Origin of the sequence: Mesorhizobium sp. B1-1-8 (assembly GCF_006442795.2) — a bacterium.
In the GTDB taxonomy this organism is placed as follows: Bacteria; Pseudomonadota; Alphaproteobacteria; order Rhizobiales; family Rhizobiaceae; genus Mesorhizobium.
Genome location: NZ_CP083956.1, coordinates 1232450 through 1249924 on the forward strand (window position 1 = coordinate 1232450; position 17475 = coordinate 1249924).

Genomic DNA, 17475 nt, shown 5'->3' on the forward strand with positions numbered 1-17475 from the left:
CCCATTTGTGTCAGGCGGCGATCTCGACGACCGCCTCGATTTCAACCGTGATATTTCCAGGCAAGGAGCCGACGCCGATCGCCGAGCGCGCGTGGCCGCCTATTCTGTCGAAGACGTCGGCGAACAGATCCGAGCAGCCGTTGACCACCTTGGGGTGCTCGCTGAAGGTCGGCGTCGCATTGACGAAGCCGAGCAGCTTCACCACGCGCACGATGCGGCCGAGGTCGCCGGCCGCAGCATGCATGACGGCAAGCAGATTGAGGCCGGTCAGGCGGGCATGCTCATAAGCCTGCTCGACGCTGACGTCCTCGCCGACCTTGCCGGTGCAAAGCGTGCCGTCGGCGCGCAGCGGGCCCTGGCCGGAAAGGAAGATCAGCCGGCCGCTCTCTGCATGGGTGACGAAGTTGGCAATCGGTGTCGGCGGCTCGGGCAGCGTCAGGCCGAGTTCGGCGAGCCGGATGTAAGGCGTCATGGAAGCAGGCTCCTTGAGATGGCAATCGCCACCCGATGTCAGAAATGCGAGGCGCGAAAACGCGCCAGAAAGGTGCGGAGGCGTTCGTTGGTGGTTTCCGAGGCGAGGATCTCCTTCGGCGGGCCGACAGCGCTGACGCCGCCATCGGCCATGAAGACGATGCGGCTGGAGGCGTCGCGGGCAAAGGCCATCTCATGCGTCACCATCAGCATGGTCATGCCGTCCTCGGCGAGGCTGCGCACCACGGCCAGCACCTCGCCGACGAGCTCCGGATCGAGCGCGGAGGTGATCTCGTCGAGCAGCAGGATCTTCGGCTCCATCGCCACCGCGCGGGCGATGCCGACGCGCTGCTGCTGGCCGCCGGAAAGCTCGGCCGGCAGGCTGTCAGCCTTGTGGGCGAGGCCGACGCGGCCGAGCCAGTGCTCGGCAATCGAACGGGCCTCGGCATCGCTTTTGCCCCGCACCTTGCGCAATCCCAGCATGATGTTGCCGGCCGCCGTCAAATGCGGGAAGAGGTTGAAGCCCTGGAACACCATGCCGGTCTCGGCGCGCATCGCGGCCAGGTCGCGCTCGCTGCGCCGCTGGCGAGCGCCGGCGTCGCGAAAACCCACCTCCTTGCCGTCGATACGGATGGAACCGCTGTCATAGCTTTCGAGGAAGTTGACGCAGCGCAGCAGCGTGGTCTTGCCGCTCCCCGATGGACCGATGACGGTGACCACCTCGCCTTTCGCCACCTGCAGGCTGACGGCGCGCAGCACGTCGACGGTGCCGAACGCCTTCGAGACGTCGCGGACGTCGAGCAGGGGAGCATTTGAGGCATCGGACATCTTGCTATTCCCGGATGAAGGAGAAGCGCTGTTCCAGCCTTCGGCTGGCGAGCGAAAGCGCATAATTGACCGCGAAATAAACCAGCGCGCCGAGGATATAGAGCGGCATCGCCTCATAGGTGCGGCCGATGACCTGGTTGATGGCCTGCATCAGGTCGGTGATGCCGAGCAGCGAGACCAGCGCGCTGCCCTTGACCGCATCGGTGACGCCGTTGATCCAGGGCGGCAGGAAGCGCCTGAAGGCCTGCGGAAAGATGACGTAGGCCAGCCGCTGGCGGAAGGTCAGGCCGATCGCCTTGGCCGCTTCCGCCTGGCCCTTCGGAATGGAAGCGACGGCGCCGCGCAGATATTCGACGACCTGCGCCGTCTTGAACAGGGTCAGCGCCAGCACCGCCGCCCAGAAGGACTGCAGATGCAGCCCGACCGCCGGAAGGCCGTAATAGACGAAAAACATCAGCACCAGGATCGGAATGCCGCGGATGGTGTCGCTGAAGATGCGCACCGCCCAGCGCAGCGGGGCCGGGCCATAGACCAGGCCGACGCCCAGCAGCACGCCGGCGACCAGCGACAGCACCACGACCAGCAGCGACACCCATAAGGTCAGCGCGAAGCCTTGGGCAAGAAAGGGTAGGGCATAGGCGATCTGGCTCAGCATCTCAGCGCGCCACCCTGAACCGGCGCTCGACGAGGCGCAGCGCGAAAAGCAGCGCATAGCCTGTCACCAGATACATTGCCGTCGTCACCAGATAGACCTCGACGATGCGGAAGGTGTTGAAGTTGATCCACTGGGCACCATAGGTCAGTTCCGGCACCGAGATGACCGAGGCGATCGAAGTGTCCTTGAACAGCGAGATGAAGGTGTTGGACAGCGCCGGCAGGGTGATGCGCAGCATGGTCGGCAGGCGAACATGGATCAGCCGCTGCCAGGGGGTCAGGCCGATCGCCTTGCCGGCGTCGAGCTGGCCGCGCGGCACGGCTTCGAGGCCGGAACGAAACACCTCGACCAGATAGGCGCCGCTATAGACCGACAATGTGGCGATGAACGAGGTCTGGGCGCTATAGGCCACGTCGATCACGGTCGGCAGGCCGTAAAAGACCAGGTAGACGAGCAGGATCAGCGGCACGTTGCGGATGAATTCGACGTAGGCGGCAATGACGGCGCGCACGATGCGGCCGGCCGAGACGTACCAGACCGCCAGCACCAGGCCGATGACGGTGCCGATGGCGATCGAGATCACGGCAAGCTCGAGGCTGAGCAGCAGACCGCCCCACAGCTTGTCGAAATGCCGCCAGATCAGGTTGAAGTTGAGCGTATAGCCCATGCGCCTTTCCCGGTGCCGAGCGATGTAAGGGACAATGCCACTCGGGGAAGAGCGCTTGAGGCGCGCTCTTCCCCGATCTGTCAGATGACCGGGAAGCCCGGATGGCGAGGCGGCGGTTCCTGGCCGAAATACTCCTTGAAGGCGGCGTCGTAGAGCGCCGTCTCATGGCCGAACATGGCGATGGTGAAGGTCTGGTCGACATAGGTCAGCCAGTCGAGATCGCCTTGCCGCAATGCGGCGCCATAGAGCATCGAGTACCAGCTTTTGCCGGCATCGAAATATTTGTCGGGATTGCGCGAGGCGAGCCAGCGCACGGTCGAGAGATCGACCGCCGCTGCCTCGACGCGCTTGGATTCCAGCGCCTGCAGCACGTTGGCCTGTGTGTCGATCTGCATCACCTGCGCCTGCGGCAGCACGATATGCACATTTGCCTCGGCATCGACATTCTGCAGGATGGAAATACGCGTCGCCGAACCGCCGGCAAGCAGCTTGTCGAATGTCTTGTTTTCCGCGTTTGGCAGGGTCAGCAACGCGATACCTTCGACGTAATAGGGCCTGCTGAAGTTGATCAGCTGCGAGCGCTGCGCCGTCATGGTCATGAACTGGATGGTGATGTCGACCTTGTTGGTGGTCACGTTCGGGATGCGCTGCGCAGGATCCTGCATGACGAACTCGACCTTGCTCGGATCGTCGAACAATCCCTTGGCCAGGATGCGTCCCATGGTGATGTCCATGCCGACCAGTTCGCCGGCATCGTTCTCGAAATGCCATGGCGCATTGGTGCTGCCGGTGCCGACGATCAGCTTGCCGCGGTCGAGCACGGTGCGCAGCACGCTGTCGGATGCGGCTTGCGCGGCGGCCTTTTCGGCATTGACCGCGGTCAATGCGCCCGCCGTTGCCAGTCCTGCCATTCCCAATTTCAGAAAATCACGTCTTCCGGATGTGTCGTTCACGGCGACCTCCTTTCGTGGTTCGTTCCCCTTGGATACATGCATCGACAAATCGATTGTCTCTTACAAGAGACGCATGTATCCTGTACAAGACAGATACTAGCATCAGGAATCGACAATGCAAGACGGCGAAGTGCTGAACGGATGGCCGGCCGGCGGCACCCGTGAAGAAAGGCCCGCCAGCTCACGCGAGAAGGGCCTCAATCGGGTGCTGCATATTCTGGAGTTCCTGCATGCCACCCAGCGGGCGATCGGCATCGGCGAACTCGCCAAGGGGCTGAACGCGCCGCGTTCGACCACCTACACGCTGGTCCGCGAACTGGTCGATGCAGGGCTCCTGGAGATGGAAGGCGACGGCAACCGCGTCTATTTCGGCAAGAAGCTCTACCTCTATGGAATGGCCTATATGCGCGGCAACGACCTGCTTAGGCGCGGCCGGCAGGAGGTCGATACGCTGTCGCGCGAGACGGGCGAGACATCGGAACTATGCATGCTGCAGAGCGGCCGCTACACGATCGTCCATTCGAGCCCCGGCACCAGACCTTTCCGCATCAGCTCCGCCACCGGTCTGCAGATACCGCTGCCCTGGACCGCCTCGGGCCGGCTGCTGCTGGCGGAGCTCGACCGAAGCCGCATCGAGGCAATGATAGCGGAGGACGACCTTGTGCTGCCGGACGGCCGCAAGCTCGAGCTCGACGATTTCATCGACGACATCGCCAGAGCGCGGGTCACCGGCTATTGCGTGACCTCGGGCCTCGTCGATGCCTACACCAAATGCCTGGCGGCGCCGGTCTTTTCGGCGCCCGGCAAGGTCGAGGCAACGATGTGCCTGGTCGTTCCGATCGATACCTCCGAGAAACGGACAGGCGAGCTCGTCGCGCTGCTGCGCGAGCGCGCGGCGCGGCTTTCGACCGGCTGATACGACTGGAGCGGAAGCTTCCGCTCTTTATCGGTTTACGCGATGATGTCGGGAATGATCTTGTCTTCCAGCGCCATCAGCCTGTCCTTGAGGAAAAGCTTCTTCTTCTTCATGCGCTGGATCTGAAGCGGGTCACAGCCTGTAGCGATCATCGCGTTGATGGCGGCGTCGAAATCGGCGTGTTCCTGTTTGAGCCGGGAATATTCTAGGCGTATCTCAGCCTGTTCCTGTTCGGACATTCTCTACCGTCTGCACGTGCGGCGCCCAAGGCGGGTTTGGGCGCGGCCGGTGGGGTTTGTGACCGGCGCGCAGCCCATATCACATTTCACTTTGTCGTGGAATGCTACCACGCGGCATTCGACATCGAAGGCGGTTGGTGGCAGACTGTCATGGTGCCGTCACAGTGGTGAGACTGCGGTGCCTGTGACGGCTGCAATCGAGGAAACCATGAAAGGGAGAACCAATCATGTCTCTTGCATCCCATCTTGATGAGTTGCAGCGGAAACACGGCGACATCGAACGCGAAATCGATGATGCGATGAACCATCCATCGGTGGACGACCTCGAAATCGTGAATCTGAAGCGGCGCAAGTTGGCAATCAAGGACGAGATTGAAAAGCTGAAAGCGAAACCCACGGCACACTGAAGCTCCTCTAGACATCATCGCGCCCATCGCGGCGCGAACAACCCTTCCGGTGGCGGCCGTGTCACCGGAACTTGGTCCTTTACTCCGGATTTCTGGCTGCGGCGGGCGCCATTTCGACGCCTTGGATATCGCGTTGGTTGGCGTCGCCGCCGGAGCCGGCGGGTCGGCGATTTGGCCGGATCGCCATTGACAAGCCATCTTTGCTCCGCCACCTCATGCCTGGAATTTCCAGATGAAGGCGGCCGGCATGACCGGATATTTTTCTTCTCCTTTCCCGCGCCGGACCTCGGTCGGCGTTTCGGTGGGCGGCGTGATCGTCGGTGGCGGCGCGCCGGTCGTCGTGCAGTCGATGACCAACACCGATACGGCCGATGTCGATCAGACGGTGGCCCAGGTCGCGGCGCTGCAGCGCGCCGGCTCCGAGATCGTGCGCATCACCGTCGATCGCGACGAAAGCGCGGCCGCGGTGCCGCGCATCCATGAGCGGCTGTTGCGGCTCGGCATCAACGTGCCGCTGGTCGGCGATTTTCACTACATCGGCCACAAGCTGCTGGCCGATCATCCGGCCTGCGCCGAGGCGCTGGCTAAATACCGCATCAACCCCGGCAATGTCGGCTTCAAGGACAAGAAGGACCGCCAGTTCGCGGCGATCGTCGAAATGGCGATCAGATACGACAAGCCGGTGCGCATCGGCGTCAACTGGGGCTCGCTCGACCAGGAACTTCTGACCCGGCTGATGGATGACAACCAGGCCCGGGGCTTTCCGCTGACGGCGCAGGAGGTGACGCGCGAGGCGATCGTGCAGTCGGCGATCCTGTCGGCCGAGATGGCGGAAGAGATCGGGCTTGGCCGGGAAAAAATCATCCTGTCGGCCAAGGTCAGCGGCGTGCAGGATTTGATCGCCGTCTATACCGAGCTCGCCACACGCTCCAACCATGCGCTGCATCTCGGCCTCACCGAGGCCGGCATGGGCACCAAGGGCATCGTTGCCTCGTCCGCCGCGATGGGCATCCTTTTGCAGCAGGGCATCGGCGACACCATCCGCATCTCGCTGACGCCGGAGCCGAACGGCGACCGCACCCGCGAGGTACAGGTGTCGCAGGAATTGCTGCAGACCATGGGCTTCCGGCAGTTCGTGCCGATCGTCGCCGCTTGCCCCGGCTGTGGCCGCACGACCTCGACCGTATTCCAGGAACTCGCCCAGAACATCCAGGCCGACATCCGCAAGAACATGCCGGTGTGGCGCGAGAAATATCCGGGCGTCCAGAACCTCAAGGTCGCGGTGATGGGCTGCATCGTCAACGGCCCGGGCGAGTCCAAACATGCCGATATCGGCATATCGCTGCCGGGCACCGGCGAGACGCCGATAGCGCCGGTGTTTGTCGACGGCAAGAAGGCGGCGACATTGCGCGGCCCGTCTATCGCGCAGGATTTCGAAAAGATGGTCGCCGATTATATCGAGCAGCGGTACGGGCACGGCAAAGCCGCCGCGGAATGAGCCGATGCGGCGTTTCCTCAAGGCAACGCTGCTCCTGCTCCTCGCGCTGATCCCGGCCACCCAGGCATTCGCCGATCCGCCGCAGTCGAAATCGGCCACAAAACGGCTGATCAGCCGCGTCTGCGATCTGATCGAGACCGAGGCCGGCAAGAACGGCCTGCCCAAGGATTTCTTCGCCCGGCTGATCTGGAAGGAAAGCCGTTTCGATCCCAATGCGGTCAGCCCGGTGGGCGCCGAAGGCATCGCCCAGTTCATGCCCGGCACGGCCAAGCTGCGCGGGCTTGCCGATCCCTTCGACATCGGGCAGGCCATTCCCGCATCGGCAAAATATCTTGCCGAGATGAAGGCCGGCTACGGCAATCTCGGCTTGGCGGCAGCAGCCTACAATGCCGGCGAGAACCGGGTGTCGCGCTGGCTAAATTCGGGCGGCTTCCTGCCGATGGAGACCGAGAGCTATGTCTTCGACGTGATGGGCGAGCCGGTCGACAAGTTTTCCGACGCCTCCTATTCCGGCACGGTGCAGCCGCTCGATCCGAAGGCCAGCTTCGCGGTGGCCTGCCGCCGGCTGCCGGTGATCATGTCGCAAACCGTCGCCATGGCATCCATCAACGTCAAGCCGTGGGGCATCCAGGTGGCCGGCAATTTCCGCCGCTCGGCGGCGATCAGCCAGTGGCTGAGGGTGCGCGGCCGGTTCCCGGCGCTGCTTGCCAGCTATGACCCCGTGGTCAGCCGGGTGCGCACGCCGATCGGCCGGCGCGGCATCTACGCGGTCAGGATCGGCGCCGATTCGAGAGGAGAGGCCGATGGCATCTGCAACAGGCTGCAGAGCGTCGGCGGCGCTTGCGTGGTGCTGCGCAATCGGTAGCGGGTAATCGGAAAGAAATTCGGAGACGCTGGAGGGACAGCGCCCCCCTCTGGCCTGCCGGCCATCTCCCCCACAAGTGGGGAGATCGGATGTCACAGCGGCTTTCGCCAATCTCCAACGCTGCAGGATGAGCGAGGCGCCGAAGCTGCTGATCTCCCCCCTTGTGGGGGAGATGGCCGGCAGGCCAGAGGGGGGCGCGAGGGAACTCGGCGGCTGGCAGTTAACCACGCCCCCTTCGACGAATGCTCAAGCCGTCTTCGCCGCCACTGTTTCGCTCAGCCAGGTGCCGATCTTGGCGCCGAGGCGGTCGGGCGAGACCGGCTTCGGCAGATAGTCGTCCATGCCGGACTCGATGCATTTTTCGCGGTCGCCCTTGAGCGCATGCGCGGTGACGCCGATGACCGGCGTGTGACTGCCGCTCGCCTGTTCTATGGCGCGAATGGCGCGCGTCGCCTCATAGCCGTTCATCTCCGGCATGGAGACGTCCATCAGCACCAGCCGCGGGCGCAGCGAGCGATACATCTCGACCGCCGTGCGGCCATTTCCGGCGATGCGGTAGCTGAGGCCGAGACCGTTGAGGATCTGGCCGAACACCAGCTGGTTCACGTCATTGTCCTCGGCGATCAGGATATCGATCGGGCCGTTCGGCGCAGCCGCCGGCTCCGGCGCGGCAGGCACGGGAGGAGCCGGGCTGCGGATGACCGTGAAGGTTGGGGGCGCTGCCTGGGCGAGCGCCGGCTCGCGCACAAAATGCGCCTTGCCGCCTTGCGTGCGGGCCTTCTGGATGGCGGAAATGACGGTGCCGAGCAGCACCGCCGAACGCGCCGGCTTGGTCAGATGCGCGACGATGCCGAAATCGATCACCATCCTGCCGAAATCGACCTGGTCGACCGAGGTGAGCAGCACGACCGGAATGGCGGCAAGGCGGTGATCGGCGGCAATGGCCCTGGCGACATCGGCGCCGTTCATGCCGGGCATCTGGTAGTCGAGGATGATGCAGTCGACCGAGGCGCCGAGCTGGCAGGCGCGGTCGAGGAAGGCGAGCCCGACGGCGCCGCTTTCGGCCGCGGCGCAGTCGAAGCGCCAGCTTCTGAGCTGCTCCAGCAGGATCTCGCGGTTGACCGGATTGTCGTCGATGACCAGCACGCGCGCGCCGGTGACGTCGACCGGCACGATCTCGTTGCGGGCCTCCTGGCTGTGAGCCGGCAGCGGCACGGCGAACCAGAAGACGGAGCCGCGGCCGATCTCGCTTTCGACGCCGATCTTGCCGCCCATCAGGTCGACGAGGCGAGCGGAGATCGCAAGGCCGAGGCCGGTGCCTTCGTGGCGGCGGGTCGAGGAGCCGTCGACCTGGGCGAACTTTTCGAACACGCTCTGCAGCTTCTCGGCCGGAATGCCGATGCCGGTGTCCTCGACACGGACCTTGAGTTGCGCGGTTCCGTCGACGACATCGCCGCCGACATCGATCAGCACATGCCCCTTCTCGGTGAACTTCACGGCATTGCCGAGCAGGTTGGTGACGATCTGGCGGAAGCGCCCGGCGTCGCCGACGACGAAGGCCGGCAGGCGCGGGTCGACGCGCACGATGAGCTCGAGGTTCTTTTCGGCAACGCGCGCCGACACCAGGGTCGCCACATCCTCGACCGCTTCCGCCAGGCGGAAGGGGGCGGGATCGAGCGTCAGCTGGCCGGCGTTGATCTTGGAGAAATCGAGGATGTCGTTGATGATGGTGAGCAGCGCATTGCCGGATTTGACGATGACGTCGGTGAACGTCTTCTGGCGCGGCGTGAGATCGGTCTTGGCCAGCAACTCGGCCATGCCGAGCACGCCGTTCATCGGCGTGCGGATCTCGTGGCTCATATTGGCGAGGAATTCGGACTTGGCGCGGTCGGCGGCCTCGGCTTTGAACAGCGACGCGGCGGTTTCGGCGAAGGCGCGGCGGATCGCGTTCTCCATCGGCCGGAAGATCCAGATCGCGGCAATTGCAAGGACGGCGATCAGCAGGCCGCTCGCCCACAAAAGCAGCCGGTCGCTGGAGGCGTCGGCGAGATGCCGCTCGTCGTCGAGCGCCGTGCGCACGCGCACCAGCATGGGCTGGACAAACAGATCGTTCTGGGTGCGGATCTCGCGGTAGCTCCATTCGTCGACCCTTTGGGCCACCGACATCCGGTTGAAGTTGCGCACCATATCGCGCGCCGACCAGAACAGGTCGCCGTTCACCGCAGCGGAATCGAACGCGTCGGCAGTGCTCTTGGACAGGCGCGGCCTGATCGCCGCGAGCTGCGCGTTCAGGATCTCGATCTCGCCCATCAGCCGTTCGGAATGGCCGCGCGCGGCGGCGGTCAGCGCATCGCGCGTCTCGGCCCGCCAGGCGGTCCCCGTCGTCTCGGCGAAATTGGTGGCATTGCGCAGGTCGCGCGAAAAGATGACGAAGTTGCCGCTGAGGGAATCGACCTCGTGACGGAAGGTATTCACGCGGTTGAGCGCGAACATGACGGCCGCCGAAGCCAGCGCAAAGATCAGCAGGCCTGAAATGTAACGGACCCGGATCGACCGGATGAAGAAGGAATATTCCGGCATGCGCAACCCCAACACATACGCAAAATTTTAATGGCCGGGATTACGCTTGATTTGCATTAAGATTTCGTTGGTGGGAGTTGGCGTGCCCGGTCAATGATGACAGCTTTTGACGCAAAGGCGGCGTTGCCATGACGAACACCGGCCAGAACGACCCGGCGCTTTCGCTATTGTTGAAAGATTGGGTTCCGGCGCCGGACAGACACAAGGTGCTCCTCCTGAGCTGAGGGCCAAGGCGCCAGTATCAATTCCAGGCGGGAGAACAGTGCCATGAAAGTCAGACGGCGTGATCGTTACCCGAAGTATCGGAGAGTATCCGGTTTCCCTTGCGCAGCGTGATCCGCCGTTGAGGATGCTCATCCCTCGCGGCTTGAAAAATGGCGCGGGCAAGTTGGGCGGTGACGGCTCGTGCGAGAACCCGTTCGATGATCTCGTGGCTTTCGGGATGCCACAGTTCGATACGATAAGGCAGCGCTTCAGCCGGCCGGGAAGAGTTGGCGCTCCGTGTCATAAGACAGGCCCCTGCCTAATTTGTCGGACCGTTCCATCTCGAAACAAAACCGTTCTTGTGCCGCAAGGTGACGTAACGGTCGGGATGCTCGCGCGTCGCGGCATAATAGGCGGCGTAGCCGATGCTGGCGTTTGCCGTGACCGCGAGGACTTGCTCGACGCTGTTCTTGGCAGCGTTCCACAACTCGACCTTATAGGGAAGTTCGTCATGCTCGGCCGGGTCTAGCTCGTGTGGGGCAGGATTCCCTTCATCGTCTCCAGGCTCGTTTTCCGAAGCAAAGCTGTACAAATAGCCCGGTCTTTCCAGGTTGGATGCGAGAGCAGATGAGTATGTCGCCATGGGGTCCAAGCTTGTTGCTATGCCTGATAGGCGCGCCTATGCTGCGGAAACGCGTCATCGGACGAACTGCTGAATGCTAGCGCACAACGCGGGTTGGACAATGCCATTGACCACAACCGAAGCGCAACATCTTTCCGACAGCCATCGCCTCCAAATTTTCATCGACGCCGTTGCTGATTATGCGATCTATACCCTCAACGCCGACGGCTTTGTCACGAGCTGGAACGCGGGCGCCGAGAAGATCAAAGGCTACGCGGCGTCGGAAATCCTGGGCCAGCATTTCTCGCGGTTCTTCACGGCCGAAGATCAGGCCAATGCCGTCCCGGAAAGGATGCTTGCCGCCGCACGGGCAGATGGAAGATACGAGGCCGAAGGTTGGCGGGTGCGCAAGGACGGCAGCCGCTTTTGGTCGAATGGTGTCGTTCAACGGGTCGTTGACCAGAACGGCGCCCTCTTGGGTTATGCAAAGATCACGCGCGATATCACGGAGCGCGTCGCAGCGCATGAGACGCTGCTGGAGAGCGAGCGGCGCTTCCGCATGCTGGTCGACGGGCTGGTTGACTACGCCATCTACACGCTCGATCCGAGCGGCACGATCACCAGCTGGAATGCGGGCGCCGAGCGGCTCAAAGGCTACACCGCCGACGAAATCGTCGGCCAGCATTTCTCCAAGTTCTACACGCGCGAGGAACGGGCAAAAGGCATGCCGCTTCGCGCCCTCGAAGCAGCCGCCCAGGACGGGCGCTATGAAGGCGAAGGCTGGCGCGTACGCAAGGATGGCAGCCGTTTCTGGGCTTCCGTCGTCGTTCACCCGATCCGCAACGACGCAGGCCGACTCGAGGGTTTCGCCAAGATTACGCGCGACATCACCGAGCGCCGAGCGGCGCACGAAGCTTTGCGGGAAAGCGAGCGCCAGTTCCGCTTTCTGGTGAACGGCGTGACCGACTACGCGCTTTTTATGCTTGACCCCAACGGGCTGGTGACCACCTGGAACGCCGGCGCAGAGCGGATCAAGGGCTATTCCGCCGAGGAGATCATCGGTCAGCACTTCTCCCGTTTTTATACGGAGCACGACCGCGCCGCGGGTTTGCCTGCGCGCGCGCTTCATATGGCTGCCCGGGACGGACGCTTCGAAACCGAGGGCCATCGCGTTCGCAAGGACGGGACGCTGTTCTGGGCAAATGTCGTGATCGATACGATCCGCGACGAGCGAGGAGAGCTGATCGGTTTCGCCAAGATCACGCGTGACATTACCGAGCGACGCGATGCGGAGATCGCACTCCGGCAGGCGCAAGCGCAACGCGCCCATACACAGAAAATGGACGCGCTCGGCCAATTGACGGGCGGCATTGTGCACGATTTCAACAATCTCCTGACGGTGGTCGGCAGCTACGTTCGTATTACGAAGAAGGCCGGTGCCGATGCCGAAATGAAGCGGGCGACCGAATCCGTCGAGCGTGCACTCGAGCGCGGCACCGCGTTGACACGGCAGTTGCTGGCCTTCTCGCGCAAGCAGTCCGCTCGCTACGAGATCGTCTCGCTGGCGGAGCGGGTGGAAGCCGTTCGTGGGATGGTAGCGGGTTCTATGCGCAAATCCTTGAAGCTGGTCGCAGCCGTCGGGCCCGAAACCTGGCCGGTGAAGGTCGATCCCGGCGAACTGGAGCTTGGCCTCGTCAATATCGTCTTCAACGCGCGGGATGCCATGCCGGACGGTGGCTTGATCACGGTCACTGCGGGGAATGTGCTGCTATCGGGCGACGACAACGCTGCGGGTCTGCAAGGTGAATTCGTCGCGTTGCGGGCGACGGACACAGGCATCGGAATTGCACCGGATGTGCTTCCGCAGGTTTTCGAACCGTTCTTCACGACCAAAGGGCCCGACAAGGGCACAGGCCTTGGCCTCGCACAGGTCTACGGCTTTGCGCAGCAATCCGGCGGTGCGGTCACGATCGACAGCGAAGTCGGCAAAGGCACGACTGTCACAATTTATCTGCCACGGGCCGATATGACGCCCGCCTTGCAGGGCGCGGAGGCGGACCAGCCGACCGGTGCAAATGTGGTGCCGTTGAGGACCAAGGGCCGTTTTGCCGGGGATCAAGACTGATCCGCCGGCCGACCGCGCTGGTCAATGCAGACGAGCCGCGCCACAGTGGCTCGCCGGTTCAAATCAGACAGTATCGTTGGCCCGGTAGACGTCGGGGAGGATGAAGACCTCGTCGGCACGGCCGTAGCCTCCGTCGCGAACTTCCTCGATCAGCACCATCGTGTAAGGACGCACGCCTTCGCCGAAATAGTCGACGAACATCTGCGTGGTCCTGTGGACGAGGTCTTCCTTCTGCGCTTTTGTGAGGGCGGCCTCGGGCATCTTGAAGTTGGCAAAGGGCATTTCCAGTTTCCTTCCGGGTTGGATTTCATGGCTCTGGACAGCGAGGCGTCATCACCCGGGCCGGTGTCCATTCGTTGTCCTCGAGCGAATATAGCCTGCTGTGGATGCCGGATAATCACCCGGCTATCGGCAGCAGTGTTCGGACAGGGCGAACAATCGGAGTTGTTGTCGGCTTCGCAGAAACCGCCAGTTAGCTCCGCGGCTAATGCTTTCCTGGAGCGGGCATTGCGCGTTTTCGCCGAGGCAAGGCTGACAGGATCAATGCCGGCCGGCAAAAGGCGCCCGCCGCGCCACAGTTCAGCTGCTGCGCGTCGCCACGAAGGTCGCCGCTTGCTTGAGCAGCTCGGCCGCTTCGCCATAGGGCTCGAGCAGCGCATGCGCCTGGTCGATGAGGCCGTGGAGCTGCTCGCGGGCCCACACCGGGCCGTGCAGGGCGGCAAGCGTCGCCTTGCCGGCGGCGGCGTCTTTGTTTGTCGCCTTGCCCATCTGCCGCGCATCAGCGGTAAGATCCAAAAGGTCGTCGGCGAGCTGGAAGGCGAGGCCGATCGCCGAGCCGAACTCGGCCAGCCTTTCACGATCGGATGGTGCCGCGCCGGCAATGATCGCGCCGGCCTCGCAGGCGAAACGGATCAGCGCGCCGGTCTTCATCGCCTGCAGCCTGATGATGCCGGCTTCGTCGGGCCTGATGCGCTCGGCTTCGAGGTCGAGCGTCTGCCCGCCGACCATGCCGCCGGCGCCGGCGGCGCGGGCGAGCGCCAGCACGAGCGCCGCGCGGCGCTCGGCCGGCAGCATCGTCGCCTCATCGGCGACGATGTCGAAGGCGAGCGTCAAAAGCGCGTCGCCGGCAAGGATGGCGGTCGCCTCGTCGAAGGCCTTGTGCACGGTCGGCTGGCCGCGGCGCAGGTCGTCGTTGTCCATCGCCGGCAGATCGTCATGGATCAGCGAATAGCAATGCACGCATTCGAGCGCCGCGGCTATGCGCAGCGCAGCCTCGCCATCGGCGGAAAAAAGCGCCGCACTTTCCGTGACCAGAAAAGGGCGCAGCCGCTTGCCCCCGTTCAGCACGCCATGGCGCATGGCGGCCATCAGGCGCTCGGGGCGCACGATCTCTGCGACAAGCGGGCGCCCGTCGAGGATCTGCCGCAGCTGTCCCTCGACCGCTGCCGCACGGGCGCCAAGCGCCATTTCGAACGCCATCTGGTCGTCTTTCGTCATGGCCGGCAGCGGTAGCCGACACTCAGACGTTGCGCAAGAAGCCTCGCGCCATTATGCCGGAAGGGCGCGAGGCACGGGTGGGGCGGCGTGACGGAACCGATCGTCGATCATGAAATCGAAGGGCTGGACATGGCGCGGCCGCGGCGCCTGAACCGCGCCGGTCTCAAGCGCCTTGGCCGGCGTATCCTGATCGCCGCCTTGGTGCTGGCGGCGATCCCGCTCGTGCTCACCTTCCTTTATCTGCCGTCCTTCGTGCATCCGGTGTCGACCCTGATGCTGAAGGACCTGCTGACCTTCTCCGGTTACGACCGGCGCTGGGTCTCGATCGACGACGTGGCGCCGGTGCTGGCCAATTCGGTGATCATGTCGGAGGACGGGCAGTTCTGTTTCCATCGCGGCGTCGATCTCGGCGAGTTGCGCGGCGTGGTCGACGACGCGCTGGCCGGCGAAGCGACGCGCGGCGCCTCGACCATCACGATGCAGACGGTGAAGAACCTTTTTCTGTGGTCGCGGCCGCTAGGCAGCGTGCGCAAGGTGGTCGAACTGCCGCTTGCCGTCTATTTCGACGCAGTGATGTCGAAGCGCCGCATCATGGAGATCTATCTCAACATCGCCGAATGGGGTCCGGGCATCTACGGCATCGAGGCCGCCGCCCGGCACCATTTCGGCGTCTCGGCCAGGCAATTGTCGCGCCGGCAGGCGGCGCTGCTTGCCGTCAGCCTGCCCAATCCGATCGCACGCAATCCGGCCAAGCCGGGGCCGGGGCTGCGGCGGCTGGCGTCGCTGATCGAACGCCGCGCGGCCAGGTCGGGCGCCTATGTCGGTTGCCTGGATTAGGGTGAAGCGGCGTCGGCTCAAAAAAATTCGCGGCGATGCTGGCCAAAACGGCGCAAGGCGTGTATAGGCACCCGACTTTCTCAGATTATGGCCTCGATGCGGCCCTTTCGCGAGGGTTGCCGAGGCATTTTGACCATGTAGTGGAGCATATCCATGGCCGTTCCAAAAAGAAAAACCTCCCCGTCGAAGCGCGGCATGCGCCGCTCGGCCGACGCCCTCAAGGCCCCGACCTATGTCGAGGACAAGAATTCCGGCGAAATGCGCCGCCCGCACCATATCGACCTGAAGACCGGCATGTATCGCGGCCGCCAGGTTCTGGAGCCGAAGGAAAGCTGAGAAGCTTCCGCGGCTTGTGCGTATCGGAGACCGGCCTCCGGCCGGTACGGGCGGGCCACTTCAAAGCTGGTCCGATAAACCAAAACCCCGGCAATGCCGGGGTTTTCTCGTCTGAGGCGGCACCGCGGTGCCGCCTTTTTTATTCGGTGGCTTGAAGCGGTTCAGTTTTGAACCCACTGAACTGCTTCCTTCGCGGAATCCCCTTACGCCGCCGGCTGCTTGGTCTTCCTGAGATAGGGTAGCACCGTCTCATAGGCGCCGAAACGCTTGATCGCATCCTCGTTGGAGACGGCGGCGGTGATGATGACATCCTCGCCCTGCTTCCAGTTCGCCGGCGTCGCCACCTGGTGCTTGGCCGTCAGCTGGATGGAATCGATGACGCGCAGGATCTCGTCGAAGTTGCGGCCGGTGGTCATCGGATAGGTCAGCACCAGCTTGATCTTCTTGTCGGGGCCGATGACATAGACCGAGCGCACGGTGGCGTTGTCGGCCGGCGTGCGTCCTTCCGAGCTCTCGCCGGCACCCGCCGGCAGCATCTCGTAGAGCTTGGCGACCTTGAGCTCCCTGTCGCCGATCAGCGGATAGTTCACCACCTGGCCGGTGGCCGTCTTGATGTCGGCCTGCCACTTGTCGTGGCTCGACACCGGATCGACCGAAATGCCGATGATCTTGACGTTGCGCTTTTTGAATTCGCCTTCCAGCCCGGCCATGGTGCCGAGCTCGGTCGTGCAGACCGGCGTGAAATTCTTCGGGTGGCTGAACAGCACCGCCCAGCCGTCGCCGATCCATTCGTGGAAGTTGATCGTGCCTTGCGTGGTTTCGGCCGTGAAATCCGGCGCGATATCGTTGATACGAAGACTCATGACGTGGGCCCTACCCTTTGTGAAAATGCCACCGGCCTGTCTGCCGGCCGGCGCTACGCGTTCTAGCACCGTGAGGGCAGCGATTAAATGCTCCGGATGACAGGCATGCCTTTGGCGGGTGAAAATTTTTCGAGCCCGCCGGCAATTCGCGGCAGGATTTTCCGCCGGCAATGGAGGTTGGGCCCGCTCAGGCTTTCTTGACGATGAGCGTCGAAGCCAGGTCTTCCATGCGCTGCGCCAGCGCGTCGAGCGCGGTGGTCAGCACGCTGTCGCTCTTGTCGGCCTTGGTCAGCGCCTCGTCGCGCGTCTTGCGCAGCGTCAGCACTTCGCTCTCCATGCCCTTGACGCGCTTGGTCAGCTCGGAAAGCTCATCCATCACCATGATGCCGGCCATGACGGTCAGCCGCTGGTCGCCGATTTCGCCGAAAGAATCTTTCAGATGCGCGACATAGCGGTCGAAGCGCTCGGCAAGGTCGATCAAATGCTCTTCCTGGCCCTCGTCGCAAGCCATGCGATACTGCTTGCCGTCGATGGAAACCGTGACCTGTGCCATTGGCCTACCTGTCCAGTACCGCGCGGATGGTTTCCATGGCGGTCACCAGCCGGCGCGACACTTCCTTGTTGGCGTCTTCCAGCCGTTCGGCACGCGCTTCGGAATTGTCGAGCTCCTGCGCCAGCCGCGAGCGGTCGGCATTCATACGCTGCACCTCGGCCTCGGCTTCCGAATAATCGCGCTCGTGCTCGAGCCGCGCCGCGACGGCGTTTTCGAGCCCTTCCATGGCCTTGCCCAGCCTGGCGATGACTTCCTTGAGGGTCGTTTCCCCGGTCATGGCCCTTGTCCTATGCCCTGCCCATCACCGAATCGCTCGCGTTCAGAACGCGTTATGTCGGAAACATTAGGCGCCGGGTGAA

At 63.5% G+C, this 17475-nt stretch carries 21 protein-coding genes; 7 read left to right on the forward strand and 14 right to left on the reverse strand.

What is annotated here, in order from left to right:
* Positions 1-10: 10 nt before the first annotated feature.
* The 5 genes from FJ974_RS06040 to FJ974_RS06060 form a co-directional block, all read right to left on the reverse strand.
* On the reverse strand, positions 11-472 hold the full coding sequence (locus tag FJ974_RS06040; protein WP_140536118.1) for a RidA family protein: 462 nt from the start codon (positions 470-472) through the stop codon (positions 11-13).
* Positions 473-510: 38 nt separating this feature from the next.
* On the reverse strand, positions 511-1299 hold the full coding sequence (locus tag FJ974_RS06045; protein ID WP_140536121.1) for an amino acid ABC transporter ATP-binding protein: 789 nt from the start codon (positions 1297-1299) through the stop codon (positions 511-513).
* A gap of 4 nt (positions 1300-1303) precedes the next feature.
* Entirely contained in the window at positions 1304-1954 is a 651-nt protein-coding gene (locus FJ974_RS06050) for an amino acid ABC transporter permease (protein WP_140536124.1), read from the reverse strand.
* Position 1955: 1 nt separating this feature from the next.
* A complete protein-coding gene (locus FJ974_RS06055; protein ID WP_140536126.1) occupies positions 1956-2621 on the reverse strand; it encodes an amino acid ABC transporter permease in 666 nt (221 codons plus the stop codon).
* Positions 2622-2701: 80 nt separating this feature from the next.
* Positions 2702-3532, reverse strand: a complete 831-nt coding sequence (locus FJ974_RS06060; protein WP_226891498.1) for a transporter substrate-binding domain-containing protein — start codon at positions 3530-3532, stop codon at positions 2702-2704.
* A 157-nt stretch (positions 3533-3689) separates the two neighbouring features.
* On the opposite strand from FJ974_RS06060, the gene FJ974_RS06065 reads away from it, so the two are divergent.
* A complete protein-coding gene (locus tag FJ974_RS06065; protein ID WP_140536132.1) occupies positions 3690-4490 on the forward strand; it encodes an IclR family transcriptional regulator in 801 nt (266 codons plus the stop codon).
* Between the two features lie 35 nt (positions 4491-4525).
* Here FJ974_RS06065 and FJ974_RS06070 read toward each other — a convergent pair whose 3' ends face one another.
* Positions 4526-4729 (reverse strand): YdcH family protein, encoded by a 204-nt coding sequence (locus FJ974_RS06070; protein WP_140536134.1) that lies wholly within the window; start codon positions 4727-4729, stop codon positions 4526-4528.
* Between the two features lie 227 nt (positions 4730-4956).
* On the opposite strand from FJ974_RS06070, the gene FJ974_RS06075 reads away from it, so the two are divergent.
* From FJ974_RS06075 to FJ974_RS06085, 3 genes are all read left to right on the forward strand, one after another.
* On the forward strand, positions 4957-5136 hold the full coding sequence (locus tag FJ974_RS06075) for a YdcH family protein (protein ID WP_140536137.1): 180 nt from the start codon (positions 4957-4959) through the stop codon (positions 5134-5136).
* A gap of 247 nt (positions 5137-5383) precedes the next feature.
* Complete coding sequence (ispG, locus tag FJ974_RS06080) at positions 5384-6634, forward strand: flavodoxin-dependent (E)-4-hydroxy-3-methylbut-2-enyl-diphosphate synthase (protein WP_140536140.1); 1251 nt, start codon at positions 5384-5386, stop codon at positions 6632-6634.
* Between the two features lie 4 nt (positions 6635-6638).
* On the forward strand, positions 6639-7499 hold the full coding sequence (locus FJ974_RS06085) for a lytic transglycosylase domain-containing protein (RefSeq protein ID WP_140536142.1): 861 nt from the start codon (positions 6639-6641) through the stop codon (positions 7497-7499).
* 246 nt (positions 7500-7745) lie between these two features.
* Here FJ974_RS06085 and FJ974_RS06090 read toward each other — a convergent pair whose 3' ends face one another.
* The 3 genes from FJ974_RS06090 to FJ974_RS06100 all read right to left on the reverse strand — a co-directional run bounded on the left by FJ974_RS06090 (position 7746) and on the right by FJ974_RS06100 (position 10926).
* Positions 7746-10079: a response regulator gene (locus FJ974_RS06090; protein ID WP_140536145.1), complete on the reverse strand. Its 2334-nt coding sequence runs from the start codon at positions 10077-10079 to the stop codon at positions 7746-7748.
* A 274-nt stretch (positions 10080-10353) separates the two neighbouring features.
* On the reverse strand, positions 10354-10587 hold the full coding sequence (locus FJ974_RS06095) for a hypothetical protein (protein ID WP_140536148.1): 234 nt from the start codon (positions 10585-10587) through the stop codon (positions 10354-10356).
* A gap of 15 nt (positions 10588-10602) precedes the next feature.
* A complete protein-coding gene (locus FJ974_RS06100) occupies positions 10603-10926 on the reverse strand; it encodes a hypothetical protein (RefSeq protein ID WP_140536152.1) in 324 nt (107 codons plus the stop codon).
* Between the two features lie 106 nt (positions 10927-11032).
* Between FJ974_RS06100 and FJ974_RS06105 the strand changes: the two genes are divergently transcribed.
* The gene (locus tag FJ974_RS06105; RefSeq protein WP_181177219.1) at positions 11033-13030 is read left to right on the forward strand and encodes a PAS domain-containing sensor histidine kinase; all 1998 of its coding nucleotides are present in this window, start codon (positions 11033-11035) and stop codon (positions 13028-13030) included.
* Positions 13031-13093: 63 nt separating this feature from the next.
* Here FJ974_RS06105 and FJ974_RS06110 read toward each other — a convergent pair whose 3' ends face one another.
* Together FJ974_RS06110 and FJ974_RS06115 are read right to left on the reverse strand one after the other, a co-directional pair.
* Entirely contained in the window at positions 13094-13312 is a 219-nt protein-coding gene (locus FJ974_RS06110) for a tautomerase family protein (protein ID WP_140536158.1), read from the reverse strand.
* Between the two features lie 297 nt (positions 13313-13609).
* A complete protein-coding gene (locus FJ974_RS06115; protein ID WP_140536161.1) occupies positions 13610-14527 on the reverse strand; it encodes a polyprenyl synthetase family protein in 918 nt (305 codons plus the stop codon).
* Positions 14528-14656: 129 nt separating this feature from the next.
* Here FJ974_RS06115 and FJ974_RS06120 point away from each other — a divergent pair, with 129 nt between their 5' ends.
* Together FJ974_RS06120 and rpmF are read left to right on the forward strand one after the other, a co-directional pair.
* The gene (locus FJ974_RS06120) at positions 14657-15364 is read left to right on the forward strand and encodes a transglycosylase domain-containing protein (RefSeq protein ID WP_140536185.1); all 708 of its coding nucleotides are present in this window, start codon (positions 14657-14659) and stop codon (positions 15362-15364) included.
* A gap of 153 nt (positions 15365-15517) precedes the next feature.
* Entirely contained in the window at positions 15518-15700 is a 183-nt protein-coding gene (gene rpmF / locus FJ974_RS06125) for a 50S ribosomal protein L32 (RefSeq protein ID WP_006203806.1), read from the forward strand.
* A 203-nt stretch (positions 15701-15903) separates the two neighbouring features.
* On the opposite strand, the gene FJ974_RS06130 is transcribed toward rpmF, so the two are convergent.
* The 3 genes from FJ974_RS06130 to FJ974_RS06140 all read right to left on the reverse strand — a co-directional run bounded on the left by FJ974_RS06130 (position 15904) and on the right by FJ974_RS06140 (position 17393).
* Positions 15904-16563 carry a peroxiredoxin gene (locus FJ974_RS06130; RefSeq protein ID WP_140536164.1) on the reverse strand — a complete coding sequence of 220 codons (660 nt, stop codon included), beginning with the start codon at positions 16561-16563 and terminating at the stop codon, positions 15904-15906.
* 187 nt (positions 16564-16750) lie between these two features.
* Entirely contained in the window at positions 16751-17116 is a 366-nt protein-coding gene (locus FJ974_RS06135) for a cell division protein ZapA (RefSeq protein WP_140536167.1), read from the reverse strand.
* 4 nt (positions 17117-17120) lie between these two features.
* Positions 17121-17393 (reverse strand): DUF4164 domain-containing protein, encoded by a 273-nt coding sequence (locus FJ974_RS06140; protein ID WP_040973690.1) that lies wholly within the window; start codon positions 17391-17393, stop codon positions 17121-17123.
* Between the last annotated feature and the right edge of the window lie 82 nt (positions 17394-17475).

Excerpts from the sequence above, each read along its gene's own strand:
- FJ974_RS06040 (WP_140536118.1), bottom strand. The coding sequence starts at position 472 with ATGACGCCTTACATCCGGCTCGCCGAACTCGGCCTGACGCTGCCCGAG.
- FJ974_RS06045 (WP_140536121.1), bottom strand. The coding sequence starts at position 1,299 with ATGTCCGATGCCTCAAATGCTCCCCTGCTCGACGTCCGCGACGTCTCG.
- FJ974_RS06050 (WP_140536124.1), bottom strand. The coding sequence starts at position 1,954 with ATGCTGAGCCAGATCGCCTATGCCCTACCCTTTCTTGCCCAAGGCTTC.
- FJ974_RS06055 (WP_140536126.1), bottom strand. The coding sequence starts at position 2,621 with ATGGGCTATACGCTCAACTTCAACCTGATCTGGCGGCATTTCGACAAG.
- FJ974_RS06060 (WP_226891498.1), bottom strand. The coding sequence starts at position 3,532 with ATGGCAGGACTGGCAACGGCGGGCGCATTGACCGCGGTCAATGCCGAA.
- FJ974_RS06065 (WP_140536132.1), top strand. The coding sequence starts at position 3,690 with ATGCAAGACGGCGAAGTGCTGAACGGATGGCCGGCCGGCGGCACCCGT.
- FJ974_RS06070 (WP_140536134.1), bottom strand. The coding sequence starts at position 4,729 with ATGTCCGAACAGGAACAGGCTGAGATACGCCTAGAATATTCCCGGCTC.
- FJ974_RS06075 (WP_140536137.1), top strand. The coding sequence starts at position 4,957 with ATGTCTCTTGCATCCCATCTTGATGAGTTGCAGCGGAAACACGGCGAC.
- ispG (WP_140536140.1), top strand. The coding sequence starts at position 5,384 with ATGACCGGATATTTTTCTTCTCCTTTCCCGCGCCGGACCTCGGTCGGC.
- FJ974_RS06085 (WP_140536142.1), top strand. The coding sequence starts at position 6,639 with ATGCGGCGTTTCCTCAAGGCAACGCTGCTCCTGCTCCTCGCGCTGATC.
- FJ974_RS06090 (WP_140536145.1), bottom strand. The coding sequence starts at position 10,079 with ATGCCGGAATATTCCTTCTTCATCCGGTCGATCCGGGTCCGTTACATT.
- FJ974_RS06095 (WP_140536148.1), bottom strand. The coding sequence starts at position 10,587 with ATGACACGGAGCGCCAACTCTTCCCGGCCGGCTGAAGCGCTGCCTTAT.
- FJ974_RS06100 (WP_140536152.1), bottom strand. The coding sequence starts at position 10,926 with ATGGCGACATACTCATCTGCTCTCGCATCCAACCTGGAAAGACCGGGC.
- FJ974_RS06110 (WP_140536158.1), bottom strand. The coding sequence starts at position 13,312 with ATGCCCTTTGCCAACTTCAAGATGCCCGAGGCCGCCCTCACAAAAGCG.
- FJ974_RS06115 (WP_140536161.1), bottom strand. The coding sequence starts at position 14,527 with ATGACGAAAGACGACCAGATGGCGTTCGAAATGGCGCTTGGCGCCCGT.
- FJ974_RS06120 (WP_140536185.1), top strand. The coding sequence starts at position 14,657 with ATGGCGCGGCCGCGGCGCCTGAACCGCGCCGGTCTCAAGCGCCTTGGC.
- rpmF (WP_006203806.1), top strand. The coding sequence starts at position 15,518 with ATGGCCGTTCCAAAAAGAAAAACCTCCCCGTCGAAGCGCGGCATGCGC.
- FJ974_RS06130 (WP_140536164.1), bottom strand. The coding sequence starts at position 16,563 with ATGAGTCTTCGTATCAACGATATCGCGCCGGATTTCACGGCCGAAACC.
- FJ974_RS06135 (WP_140536167.1), bottom strand. The coding sequence starts at position 17,116 with ATGGCACAGGTCACGGTTTCCATCGACGGCAAGCAGTATCGCATGGCT.
- FJ974_RS06140 (WP_040973690.1), bottom strand. The coding sequence starts at position 17,393 with ATGACCGGGGAAACGACCCTCAAGGAAGTCATCGCCAGGCTGGGCAAG.